Source organism: Haemophilus sputorum HK 2154 (assembly GCF_000287615.1).
Classification (GTDB): domain Bacteria; phylum Pseudomonadota; class Gammaproteobacteria; order Enterobacterales; family Pasteurellaceae; genus Haemophilus_A; species Haemophilus_A sputorum.
Genome location: NZ_ALJP01000013.1, coordinates 25,420 through 38,303 on the forward strand (window position 1 = coordinate 25,420; position 12,884 = coordinate 38,303).

Below are 12,884 nucleotides of genomic sequence, written 5' to 3' on the forward strand. Positions count from 1 at the left end.
ATTTGTCGTTTGAGAATAGGCAACTTTACAGTATAATTCCGCTAATTTTTATATTATTTCCGTGCAAGATAGGATTGATTGAATGATTGAAAGATGGAATGACTGGACGAACCGTCCAGTTTTTAAATTTGTATTTACTTTAGTAATGCTTTCGTTTGTATTAGGCGGGATTGGAACAAACTTGGTTGGCCGCAGTAATTATGCGGTAAAAGTTAATGGTGTTGAAATTTCTCAAGAGCAATTCCAACAAGTGAAAAACCGTCAACAAACGGATTTAGTGAACCGACAAGGCGAAAAAGCATGGGATTTATTAGATAATCCAGAATTTGCAGCGCAATTTAACCAATCTGTCCTTGACGGTTTGATTGATAATGAATTGTTCCGTCAATACGCTAACGAATTAAAATTAGGTGTGGGAGCGGATCAAATCAAGAAAACGATCGTAAGTAATCCTGCGTTCCAACAAGATGGTAAGTTCAATAACGATCTTTATTTAGCAGCATTACGTAATGCACAAGTTACTGCAGATGGTTATGCGGCAATGATTGCTCAAGGGATTTTATTTGATCAAATCCAAGAGGGTGTTTTAGTAAGTCACTTTACTGTGCCTGCACAACAAACTCAAATGGCAAAATGGTTGTTGCAAAAACGTCAAGCGCGCATCGCAACCTTTTCTATTGCAGATGAAGCACAAAAACAGACCGCTTCTGAGCAAGAATTACAAGCCTATTATGATGCACATAAAGCAACTTTAATGAACCCTGAAAAGGTTACCGTAGAATATGTGTTATTAACACCTGAAGCGGTAAAGGATAAAGCGACATTAACAGATGCACAAATTGAAGATGATTATGCGAAAAATCGCGATGCTTTCACAATACGTGGTGAAAGTCGTTTAGCGCATATTCAAGTAGCGGATGAAGCACAAGCAAATGAAATTGCGCAAGCTTTACAAAATGGTGCAGATTTTGCTCAGTTAGCAAAAGAAAAATCGCAAGATCAATTATCAGCAGGGAATGGCGGTGATTTAGGTTGGGCAGCTAAAGGAACTTATCCGGAGGCTTTTGAGTACGCTGCGGATGTATTAACTGTTGGTAAAGTTAGCCCTGTGATTAAAGTGGATGGCAATTATCATTTAATCAAATTATTAGATCGTAAAGCAGAAATCGTATTACCACTTGAGCAAGTTAAAGCACAAATTGTTGCTACACTTCAATCACAATTAAAAGACAGTGCTTATTCTTCAGTCGCAAGCCAAATGGCAAATGATGCGGTAGAAAATAGTGGTTCATTAGAGGTGGTAGCGAAAAATGCAGGTTTAACAGTACAAAAAACCGAAGCATTTAGCCGTGAAAATGTACCTGCTGTATTAGCAAATGATAAAGTGATTAAAGCATTATTTGAAGGCGATTTACGTCAAAGTGGGCAAAACTCTGAGGCCTTTGATGTAAGCCGTGATAACACGCCTGCGACTTTAATTGTCCGTGTAAGTGACTACCAGCCTTCTAGCGTGAAAACGTTTGAGCAAGCAGCTAAAGAGGTGGAAGCAGCGGTTAAACGTCAAAAAGCAGAACATGCTTTATTAGCAAAAGTAGAAAGTGATGTGAAAGCATTAAATGAAGGCCAGTCTGTCAACGTGAATTTTGCGCCAGCAAAAACTTTCGTTTATGCTCAAGCAAAAATTGAAGATGCAGTATTAGCAAACACTTTATTTGCAATGCCAAAACCAGCAGATAAAGCAACTTTTGCGCAATCTCGCAATAAAGAAGGCGATATTACGATTGTGGCATTAGATAGCGTAACTGATGGTACTTTAGCTGAATTCCAACCGTTGATTGCGCAATTCAATCGAGAAGAAGGCTCTGTTTTACGTGATGATTTTATGAAAGATCTGCGTGAACGTGCATCTATTGATATCAGTGAAGAGTTTTTAGAATCTCTTTCTGCGAATACAGCAAATCACTAAGTTTAAGTAATATTAAACACCTAAAACCCTTTGGGCTTTAGGTGTTTTTGTTTATTCGCTTATCTCGTATAATAGCGCAATGTTATAGGAGAGTTGGGCTTAATGAGCAAAAAACGAATAAATCGCAACGTTTTTGATCGCAAATTGGTAAAATTTGTGATGATTTTGACCGCTTGTATATCGGTGATAACGGGCTGCGATAAGCTCAACACTTCTCCTGAAAAAAAACAACAGATAGCAGAAATGCAACAAACGCAAAATAAAGCGCATACTTTAAGGCGGGCGTTTTATGCAGAAAGTTTTGTATTAGATCCACATTGGGTAACGCATAATAGCGAAGGGGCATTAGTGCGCGATCTGTTTGTTGGGTTAACTGCTTTTGATACCAAAGGCAATATCGTACCGGCGGTTGCTCAAAACTGGGTTACAGAAGATAATCGCACTTGGCTGTTTATTTTAGATGAAAAAGCGACTTGGTCGAATGGCGAATCGGTGAGTGCATCTGATTTTGTGTTGAGTTGGCAACGGCTGGCGCAGCAGAAACCGCATTCTCCACTTAGCGCATATTTGATTTTTACGGGAATAAAACAAGCACAAGCGGTTGTTTTAGGTGAGAAACCTGCAAATGCGCTTGGTGTAGAAGCTGTGAATGCGAATACATTAAAAATTGTTTTAGAAAAACCTAATAGTGAATTACCAAAAATGTTAGCACATGTGGCTTTATTACCTACTTATCAAGGTGAAAAGCCAAGTGCTTTGGCACAATTTCCAACGAATGCCAGCTATGTTGTTGATGAGATTCAACCACATAAAATTATTCTGGCCACTCGACAAATTGAAACGCCATTTTCTACGGTAGAATATCGTTTATTAGCGCCTAATCAGCCGTTTGCTAACAATGATTTGGTCGAAAATGTGCCCGCTTCTTCGCTACAGGCAAATGTGGCTTTGCCTCGGCTTTGTACTTATTTCTATGAATTTAATTTTGCGCACCCGCAACTTAGTCGAAAAGAAGTGCGCCAAGCGCTAAAAATGAAGATTCATTCGGCAAGAATCAGCACGCCCTACGGTATTTTTAATGATGCCATTTTGCCCAAACAGATGAATGGCGAGAATGAGCGCCAGTGGCAACCTACTGTATTTGAGCGATTGCTAACACAAGCTGGTGTAAGTGTGGAAAAGCCTTTGAAATTAAGATTAACTTATGATGAACAGGGGCAACATGGTGCGATAGCAAGTAAGATGCTTCGCACGTTAGGTGAGTCGGATTTAGTTTATATTCAGCCACAAGCGGTCAATTTTGAAACCTTATTAGCAAAACATGCAGAGAAAGATTTTGACTTAATTCGTGCAGGTTGGTGCGCGGATTATCCTGATCCAGCTGTTTTTTTGTGGAAATATCATTCTGCGAGTGCAGACAATAAAACCCACTACCGTAATGAAAAGGTCGATAAGGCATTAGAACAATTACAAAATCGAACATTAAGTGAGCCAGCGCGTACTGCCTTAATTCGCCAGATTACGCAATGGTTAGAAGAGGATGTTGTGATTTTACCGATGTTTCAATATCAAACTTGGTTAAAAGTAGAACCCACCCTTTTAGGTATTGAAATGACTAACCCAAGTGAAGTAATTTATAGTAAAGATTTATCCCGTCAACGATTAGAAAACGATAAGGACAGCAATGAACCAACTAACTGAACAACAATTGAGTGACATTCAGTTTCTCTTTAAAAACTTTACCCATCCAACGCTTGAGAAAGATTTGATTAGCATCAATGCTTTCAAAAAAGCAGAATTAGGTATGGGGATTTTACGCTTAGAATTTGTGATGCCATTTGCTTGGAATACTGGCTTTGAAGCGCTTAAACAAGCAACAGAAAGCAAACTGCGTGAAATAACAGGGGCTTCAGAGATTAAATGGATTTTACAATACCAAATTGCAACGTTAAAACGTGCAAATAGCCATCCAGCAGTTAATGGTGTGAAAAACATTATTGCGGTAACTTCTGGTAAAGGTGGCGTAGGTAAATCAACGACTTCTGTGAACTTAGCTTTAGCATTAAAAGCACAGGGCGCGAAGGTAGGGATTTTAGATGCGGATATTTATGGCCCATCTATTCCGCATATGTTAGGTGCAAAAGATCAACGTCCATTCTCACCAGATAACAAACATATCAATCCGATTGAAGTTTTTGGCTTACAATCTAACTCTATTGGCTATTTAATGCCAGAAGATAACGCAACTATTTGGCGTGGTCCAATGGCAAGCAGCGCATTAAGCCAGCTATTAAACGAAACATGGTGGAATGAATTAGATTACTTAGTTATCGATATGCCACCGGGTACAGGTGATATCCAATTAACACTGTCACAACAAATTCCAGTGACTGGCGCAATTGTGGTGACTACCCCGCAAGATATTGCCTTGATCGATGCCATTAAAGGGATCTCAATGTTTAAACAAGTTTCTGTGCCAGTATTAGGTGTGGTGGAAAATATGAGTACTCATATTTGTAGCAATTGTGGCCACCACGAAGATATTTTTGGTACAGGTGGTGCAGAAAAAATCGCAAATAAATATGGCACGCAGGTGTTAGGTAAATTACCATTACACATTCGCTTACGCCAAGATTTAGATGCGGGTACACCAACGGTAGCAGCAGATCCTAACAACGAAATTAGCCAAGCATATTTAGAGTTAGCGGCGAAAGTCGCATCACAACTTTACTGGCAAGGTAGTGTGATTCCTTCAGAAATCATGATTCGTGAAGTGAAATAATTCATAATAAAACAGCCCTGTATTAGATTTATTCATATTGATTATGAAGATTTAAACAGGGCTTTTTTTAGAAAAAGATATTAAAATACGAAAAAAATGCGTAGAATAGAAGGTACGCAAACGTTTACGCGGAATTTATTAGTTTAAGAGGAACCAGCAATGTTTACAGCAAACATGAATATCAAAGATTATGACCCAATTTTATGGCAAGCGATTGTTGATGAAAATCGTCGTCAAGAAGAGCACATTGAACTAATTGCATCTGAAAACTATGCTAGCCCGCGAGTAATGGAAGCGCAAGGTTCTCAATTTACCAATAAATATGCAGAAGGCTATCCTGGTAAACGCTATTATGGCGGTTGTGAATATGCTGACATCGTAGAACAATTAGCTATTGATCGTGCAAAAGAATTATTCGGTGCAGATTATGCAAACGTGCAACCTCATTCAGGTTCTCAAGCCAATGCAGCGGTTTATGGCGCGTTAATCAATGCAGGCGATACTATTTTAGGTATGGATTTAGCTCACGGTGGTCACTTAACACACGGTGCAAAAGTGAGTTTCTCTGGCAAAATTTATAATTCAGTGCTTTATGGTATTACTGCAGATGGTCTTATTGACTATGAAGATGTGCGGAAAAAAGCGCTTGAATGCAAACCTAAAATGATCGTGGCAGGTTTTTCCGCTTATTCTCAAGTCGTTGATTGGAAAAAAATGCGTGAAATTGCAGACGAAGTTGGTGCATATTTATTCGTAGATATGGCACATGTTGCGGGTTTAATTGCAGCAGGTGTATATCCAAATCCATTACCATATGCACACGTAGTAACGACTACAACCCACAAGACATTAGGTGGCCCACGTGGCGGTTTAATTCTTTCTTCTTGTGGTGATGAAGAAATCTATAAAAAATTACAATCTTCTGTATTCCCAGCAAACCAAGGTGGCCCGTTAGTTCATATTATTGCGGCAAAAGCAGTTTGTTTTAAAGAAGCATTAGAGCCTGAATACAAAGTTTACCAACAAAATGTGATTAAGAATGCTAAAGCAATGGTAGAAGTGTTTAAACAACGTGGCTATGATGTTGTTTCAAATGGCACAGAAAACCACTTATTCTTGGTAAGTTTCATTAAACAAGGCTTAACAGGGAAAGCAGCGGATGCCGCATTAGGTAAAGCAAACATCACAGTAAATAAAAATGCGGTACCAAATGACCCACAAAAACCATTTGTGACATCAGGTATCCGTGTTGGTACCCCGTCAATTACACGCCGCGGTTTTAACGAAGCAGACTCAAAAGAGTTAGCTGGCTGGATGTGTGATGTTTTAGATGCATTAGGTAAAGAAAACGAAGAGCAAGTGATTGCAGCGACTAAAGAAAAAGTGTTAGCAATTTGCAAACGCTTACCAGTTTATGCAAAATAATTTGTTTAAGAATAATAAGCGGCAATTTGCCGCTTATTTTTTATTACAAGGGTGTTATGAAAAATATTGTCGTATTGATTTCAGGCGAAGGTTCTAATTTACAGGCGATGATTGATGCATGTGCAAGCGGTCAAATTTCAGGGAAAATTTGCGCAGTAATCAGCAATAACGCAGATGCCTATGGATTAGTACGCGCAAAAAAAGCGGGCATTCCAAGTTTTGTTTTTGAACGTAAAGCTTATGAAACACATCAAGCCATGGATCAGGCTATTGCTTCTCAAATTGAGTCGGTTGGCGCTGATTTAATCGTACTTGCGGGATATATGAATATTTTAACGCCAGCATTTACACAACGTTTTGCAGGGAAAATTCTTAATATTCATCCGTCACTTTTACCAAAGTATTCAGGGTTAGATACTTATCAACGTGCGATGACCGATGATGAGACAGAGCATGGTATGACGATTCATTTTGTTAATGAGATAGTCGATGGTGGCTCGATTATTCTACAAGCAAAAGTCCCGATTTTTCCTGAAGATGAAATTGAGGATGTGATTGCGCGTGTGCAAGAACAAGAACATAGTTATTATCCGTTAGTCATTGCTTGGTTCTGTGCTGATCGCCTAAAAGAGGTGGATGGAAAGGCTTATTTAGATGGTAAACTTCTCCCGCCACAAGGCTATGGCAACGAAGAATAATGTCTACATAAATTACAAAAGAGAAAACCCAATTTAATGTTAAGGAATCGCATGGATTATAAAAATAAAGAATTATGTCGTCTTCGCACAATCAGTTTTTTTCTGACATTACATAAAGATAAATCGCAATGGGAAAGCGCCCTTTATTCGGTGAAACGTGATGTGGATTTGTTATTGCCAGCTGTGCAGAAAGCTGGTTATACCTTGCAATCGATTCGGGTCATTACCAATCCTTTTGGGGAATATTTGGATTTAACCAATTTGCAGACAGCAAAAGCAGATTTGCAGTATTTAACGGAGTTATTGAATAAATTTAATGAAAGTGGAATTCGTATTCGATTTGCAATAGGTACGGCGAGAAATAAAGAGGAAATTGCGTTATTGCCAGAGTTAATCGCAGCTTATGGTGACTTGTGTAATGCTTGTGTCAATGTGCCATTAGATGAAAATGGCGTGTTAGATAATGAACTTATCGAGCAATCTGTTTATGCCGTGCAAAAAATTGCAAACATCATACCACGTGGCGAAGGTAATTTTAACTTTACTGTGAATTTTAACTGCAAGCCATTTATTCCTTATTTCCCCGCCGGTTATCATCTAAGTCATTTGCCAAACAGTTTTGTTATTGGTTTAGAAACACCAGATTTATTAGTCGAAGTATTAAAATCTGTACCAAAGTCTACTCATAATCAATTTTATGCAGATTGCTATCAAGCTATGTCGCAGGCTCTGCAATATCATGTAGATGAAATACTAGATATGTTAAGTGCGGTCAAATTGTCGGGCGAATTTGAATTTGCAGGCATTGATAGTTCAGCGGCGCCATCGAAAAATTGTGCATCCATGACAAAAGTTTATGAATTAATGGGATTGCCATATTTTGGTGCGGCTGGTTCAGTAGAAGTTTCTGCTTTATTGACAAAAGTGTTTAAATCAATCCAACACGTGCCATTGGTTGGGTTTTCTGGATTGATGTTGGCGGTAACAGAAGATTTAGGTTTAGCCGAAGGTACACAAAAACACTATTTTGATATCAGAGCTTTACTGACTTATAGTGCAGTATGTGGTATCGGTTTAGATACAGTCCCAGTGGCGGGAGATGTCAAGGCAGAAAGCATTGCCGCTATTATGCGCGATACAGGAACAATGGCATTTCGCTTAAATAAACCACTAACTGTACGCTTATTCCCAATTCCGAATAAGGTTGCAGGTGAAATATCAGAATTTGAGAGTGATGATTTATGTAACTGCCGCCTTTTACATATTCCGGATTGAACTACAATATCCTTACTTTGTTGTGATGAATGTTATCTCTACGGTCTATAAGAGGAGTATCTTATGAGAAAGTTAATATTGGGTAGTCTTGTCGCTGTATTGCTATCGGGATGTGCAACAGCACATCATCAAACTGAACAGGAAAAAGCGTTGGTGGGTGATTGGATTTGTCATGTTAAACCTGCTGCAAAAGCCCCCTTACCCGTTGAGCATATTGATTATATTACCTATCGCGCGGATCAAACTGTGCTGATGCGTGGTATCTCTCAGATCGATACACAAGAAGGTCGAATGCGTTATTTATTACAGGCAAAGGCCAAATGGCAGGTTAATGATGATAAGTTGGGTTATGATTTTACCGATCGTCTATTTAAAGCCGCCCATTCACCACAAGTCGCAAAAATCATTGAACAATCACCAGAATTAAAAGAATTCGATAAGGAGTTTGTTTCATCTTGTAGTGACTGTGGTAATCATTTGGATATGAAGATTAAAATGAAAGGCCCAACAAGGATGACAAATTTTAATACCTATACAAAAGAGACCGCTCAATGCCGTAAACTGAGCGCTGGTGAGCAAACTAAAGAAACAAAACTGATTGAGAAATTGGTTAAAGAAAAGGGCCCAATCTAGATAAGTAAGCGATTGCCTCTCAAATTGAGGCGGTTGAAGCAGATTTAATCTTGCTTGCAGGGGATATATGAATATTTTAACGCCAGCTGCCAAAGAGAGAGGGATGGAGAGGCTTATTTAGATGGTAAATCTCTTCTGCCAAAAGACTATGGCAACGAAGAATAATGCCCACATAAATTGCAAAAGAGAAAACCCAATTTGGTATGCCAGATTGGGTTTATTTTTTATACATCATAGTTTTAAGTAAAGGATTTGGATATAATCAATTAGTAAGCTTTTAGTTAGAGTGAGCATAAATTATGAGCATCTACCAACTTAAACCTGCCTTTCAAAACCTGTTGCGTCCGTTAGTCAAACGTCTTGAGCAACGCGGTATTACTGCCAATCAGGTAACACTTTTCGCTTGTGGGCTTTCGCTTATTTTAGGCGCAATTCTTACCCTTTTTGCTTCCATTTCTGAGCTTTTTTATCTGTTGCCGATTTGGTTATTTCTGCGCATGGCCTTGAATGCAATGGATGGTATGTTGGCGCGGGAGTTTAATCAAAAATCTGCCTTAGGTGGCTATTTAAATGAGATTACCGATGTGGTTGCCGATGCAGCCCTTTATTTACCCTTTGCCTTTGTATCACCGTTCTCCGCTGAATCGGTGATTGCATTTATTTTCTTGGCGATGATGACGGAATTTTGTGGGGTATTAGGACAAGTGCATGGTAATGGTCGTCGCTATGATGGGCCGCTAGGTAAAAGCGACCGTGCATTTTTAATAGGTGCATTGGGCTTAGCCTATGCTTATTTCAGCGAATTACCAACCTATTTAAGCTGGCTCTTTTGGTTGGCAAATCTGGCTTTAATTTTGACCGCTTACCGCCGTGTGAAACAGGGATTGGATATATCTGAAGAAGGAAAATAATCATGACTGAACAACAAAAATTCTTCAAAACGGCAGATAATACTGAATTATTTTATCGCTATCGCCCTGCCAAAGATGGGCGCAATGATAAGGCGATTGTGCTATTTCATCGTGGGCATGAACATTCAGGAAGAATGATGTTTGTGGCAGACGAGTTAGGTTTTGATGATTTTGCCTATTTCGCATGGGATGCCCGTGGGCACGGTAACAGTCCAGGTGAGCGCGGAGATAGTCCAAGTTTTGGTACTTCGGTTTCTGATATTCAAGCCTTTATGCAACATATTGAACAGGAATATCAAATCCCTCAGGAAAATATTTGTGTGATCGCACAAAGCGTGGGTGCAGTATTGGTGTCCACTTGGTTACATGATTATGCGCCTAAAATCCGTTGTGCTGTGCTGGCCTCCCCAGCATTCAAAGTGAAGCTTTATGTGCCCTTTGCACGTCAAGGGTTGGCATTATGGTCTAAAGTGAAGGGCAATTTCTTTGTAAATAGCTATGTGAAAGCCCATTACCTTACTCACAACAAGGATCATCAAGAGAGTTTTAATCAAGATCCGTTGATTACCCGCGCCATTTCCGCCCGTATTTTATTAGGCTTATATGAGGCCGCCGAACGTATAGTGGCTGATGCTCAAGCGATTACGACGCCAATTCAACTTTTTATTTCTGGTGCCGATTGGGTTGTGCATCACAAGCCACAGCATGATTTTTATAATCACCTCGCAAGTCACATCAAAGAACGCCATGTGATGTCGGGTTTCTATCACGATACTTTAGGCGAACAGAATAATCACCTTGTGTTTGAGCCAATGCGACGTTTTATTCGTGAACGCTTTGAGGCGCCATTACAAACTATCGATTGTACTCAAGCCCATATTGCCGGTCCAAGTCGGGTAGAGGCGGATGAATTAGCCACGCCACTATCGCCTTATTCACCACGTGGATTATTTTGGGCCAGTTATCGCGCATTGATGAAGCTCGGTTCACGTTGGAGTGAGGGATTACGTATTGGTCAAGAAACGGGCTACGATTCCGGTAGTACTTTGGATTATGTTTATCAAAACCAGCCACAAGGCACAAACACCTTTGGGCGGTTGGTCGATAAAAATTACTTAAATGCCATAGGCTGGCGGGGCATTCGTCAACGTAAGGCAAATATCGCCAAGGCAATTAATCTAGCAATGACTAAATTGCGTGAGGTGGGTAAACCAGTTGATGTATTGGATATTGCATCCGGCCACGGGCGTTATGTGTTGGATGCATTAACTGCCGAAAATCATCCGAATTCAGTGCGTTTGCGTGATTACAGCCCAATTAACGTTACTGCAGGACGTAAGTTGATTGTTGAGCGTGGCTTGCAAGAGATCGTCTCCTTTGATGAAGTGAATGCTTTTGATCCTGCTAATTATCAAGCGTTAACCCCTCGTCCTACTTTAGGGATCGTTTCAGGCTTACATGAACTGTTTGCCGATAATGATTTGATTATGCATTCTCTCAATGGTTTCGGGACAGCAATTGAGACAGGTGGCTATCTGATTTATACCGGACAGCCTTGGCATCCACAATTGGAATTGATTGCCCGATGCTTAACCAGTCACAAAGAGGGAAGTCCAAATTGGGTTATGCGCCGTCGTAGCCAGCAAGAAATGGATCAATTGGTAGAAAAAGCCGGTTTTAGAAAAATCCATCAATGGATTGATGAAGATGGCATTTTTACCGTGAGTCTAGCGGTTAAAATTTAATGCTAAATTACAAAACCCGCTTGGGGTATCTGCTTGGTGTCGGTGTATTGTTCTATGTCAGCTACGGTTTGACGAACTATCTCACCGCATTGCGTGAGAACGTACCGGAAATAGTGTTTGCTTGGGAGCAACATATTCAATTTGTAGCATGGACAATTGTCCCTTATTGGTCGCTGAATTTGCTGTACGCCTTGGCTTTTTTTCTGAGCCGAAATCGCACACAACTACGCCATTATGTTGCTCGATTATTACTTGCTCAAGCAATTGCCGTAGCGGGATTTTTGCTTTTCCCGTTACAAATAACGTGGCAGAAACCCGAAACTTCGGGCGTTGCTGGTTTTTTATTTGAGTCGTTAGCGGGTTTTGACCAGCCTTATAATCAGGCTCCCTCCCTACACATTATTCTAACTGTTGTAGTTGGCGCGTTTTATTGGCGCCATTTCCCGAAATGGCGAATACCACTTTGCCTATGGTTTGGGCTAATTGCGCTTTCGATTTTAACCACCTACCAGCATCATTTTTTAGATTTACCTACAGGTGCTGTTGCTGGTTTTGGCGTGTTGTGGTTGCTACCGGAAAACCAACCATCTCCGATTTTTGCAAAATCTTCACAAAATCTGACCGCTTCTCACCATCGATTGATGCGCTTTTATTTATTGGGTGCAATCGCTTGTATTGGGCTCGCTTGCTTAGGCGGTGGATGGCTTTGGTGCTTATGGGCTGCAATAGCGCTTGGCTTGGTTGCAATGGCTTATTGGCGAGGTGTAGCAATTTTTCAAAAACAGTTAAACGGAAAATTGACGGCAGGCAGTATCGCTTTATTTTTGCCTTATCTACTGGGGGCAAGATTAAACATTGTGTATTGGTTGCAAGGCAAGGCAAAAAGTGCGGTCGTCTGTGATGGCGTTTTTGTAGGAAGCATTACCATAAGCCGTCAGTTTGATGCGGTATTGGATTGCTGCGCAGAACTTCCTTGTTGCAAACTACCTTATGTTTATGAACAGGCCTTAATGCTCGATTTGGTGCCGCCAAGTGTCAATGAAATTTGCCAAGCTGCTCGCAAATTAGATCGCTTGCAGGCTGAAAATGCACAAGTGCTGGTGGCTTGCGCATTGGGGTATGGGCGTAGTGTTGCGGTGGTGCTGACATGGCTGCTTGCCACCGGCAGAGTGTCAAATCTAGAACAAGCAATCAATACCGTTAAGCGCGTTCGTCCGAAAATGGCAATTTCTCACACTGTTTGCGAGCGGATTGAGTTAGCAAGTCAGCAATTTCATATAGAGACAAAAAATGGAACTGGAACAAACTACAATTAAAACAACCGCACATTTTTTAGCGACCGCACGTTATATGGCGGTGCTAAATTTAGTTTTGTTGATAGCAAGCCTAATTAAAGAGCATTGTATTTTTTTCAATCTGTTATTAGCGGTAGCTTTGCTTTATTTGCAT

The 12,884-nt window shown here is 40.3% G+C and carries 10 protein-coding genes; all 10 read left to right on the forward strand.

All coding sequences use genetic code 11. The annotated features are described in order from the left end of the window. Positions 1-82: 82 nt before the first annotated feature. The 10 genes from HMPREF1128_RS07465 (at position 83) to HMPREF1128_RS07510 (ending at position 12,751) form a co-directional block, all read left to right on the forward strand. Complete coding sequence (locus tag HMPREF1128_RS07465; RefSeq protein WP_007525952.1) at positions 83-1,966, forward strand: SurA N-terminal domain-containing protein; 1,884 nt, start codon at positions 83-85, stop codon at positions 1,964-1,966. A 102-nt stretch (positions 1,967-2,068) separates the two neighbouring features. After that, a complete protein-coding gene (locus HMPREF1128_RS07470; protein ID WP_007525963.1) occupies positions 2,069-3,667 on the forward strand; it encodes a peptide ABC transporter substrate-binding protein in 1,599 nt (532 codons plus the stop codon). Continuing rightward, positions 3,651-4,748: an iron-sulfur cluster carrier protein ApbC gene (gene apbC / locus HMPREF1128_RS07475; protein WP_007525925.1), complete on the forward strand. Its 1,098-nt coding sequence runs from the start codon at positions 3,651-3,653 to the stop codon at positions 4,746-4,748. The genes HMPREF1128_RS07470 and apbC overlap by 17 nt, the downstream gene beginning before the upstream one ends. Before the next feature lie 159 nt (positions 4,749-4,907). After that, positions 4,908-6,173 carry a serine hydroxymethyltransferase gene (gene glyA / locus HMPREF1128_RS07480; protein ID WP_007525974.1) on the forward strand — a complete coding sequence of 422 codons (1,266 nt, stop codon included), beginning with the start codon at positions 4,908-4,910 and terminating at the stop codon, positions 6,171-6,173. 56 nt (positions 6,174-6,229) lie between these two features. After that, complete coding sequence (gene purN, locus HMPREF1128_RS07485; RefSeq protein ID WP_007525955.1) at positions 6,230-6,871, forward strand: phosphoribosylglycinamide formyltransferase; 642 nt, start codon at positions 6,230-6,232, stop codon at positions 6,869-6,871. A 51-nt stretch (positions 6,872-6,922) separates the two neighbouring features. Further along, complete coding sequence (locus HMPREF1128_RS07490; protein WP_007525934.1) at positions 6,923-8,146, forward strand: DUF711 family protein; 1,224 nt, start codon at positions 6,923-6,925, stop codon at positions 8,144-8,146. A gap of 63 nt (positions 8,147-8,209) precedes the next feature. Beyond that, positions 8,210-8,779: a hypothetical protein gene (locus HMPREF1128_RS07495; RefSeq protein ID WP_007525967.1), complete on the forward strand. Its 570-nt coding sequence runs from the start codon at positions 8,210-8,212 to the stop codon at positions 8,777-8,779. A gap of 299 nt (positions 8,780-9,078) precedes the next feature. Further along, on the forward strand, positions 9,079-9,690 hold the full coding sequence (locus HMPREF1128_RS07500; RefSeq protein ID WP_007525936.1) for a CDP-alcohol phosphatidyltransferase family protein: 612 nt from the start codon (positions 9,079-9,081) through the stop codon (positions 9,688-9,690). A gap of 2 nt (positions 9,691-9,692) precedes the next feature. Beyond that, positions 9,693-11,435: a bifunctional alpha/beta hydrolase/class I SAM-dependent methyltransferase gene (locus HMPREF1128_RS07505; RefSeq protein WP_007525973.1), complete on the forward strand. Its 1,743-nt coding sequence runs from the start codon at positions 9,693-9,695 to the stop codon at positions 11,433-11,435. Beyond that, positions 11,435-12,751: a phosphatase PAP2/dual specificity phosphatase family protein gene (locus HMPREF1128_RS07510; RefSeq protein WP_007525947.1), complete on the forward strand. Its 1,317-nt coding sequence runs from the start codon at positions 11,435-11,437 to the stop codon at positions 12,749-12,751. Before HMPREF1128_RS07505 ends, HMPREF1128_RS07510 begins: the two co-directional genes overlap by 1 nt. Positions 12,752-12,884 lie beyond the last annotated feature (133 nt).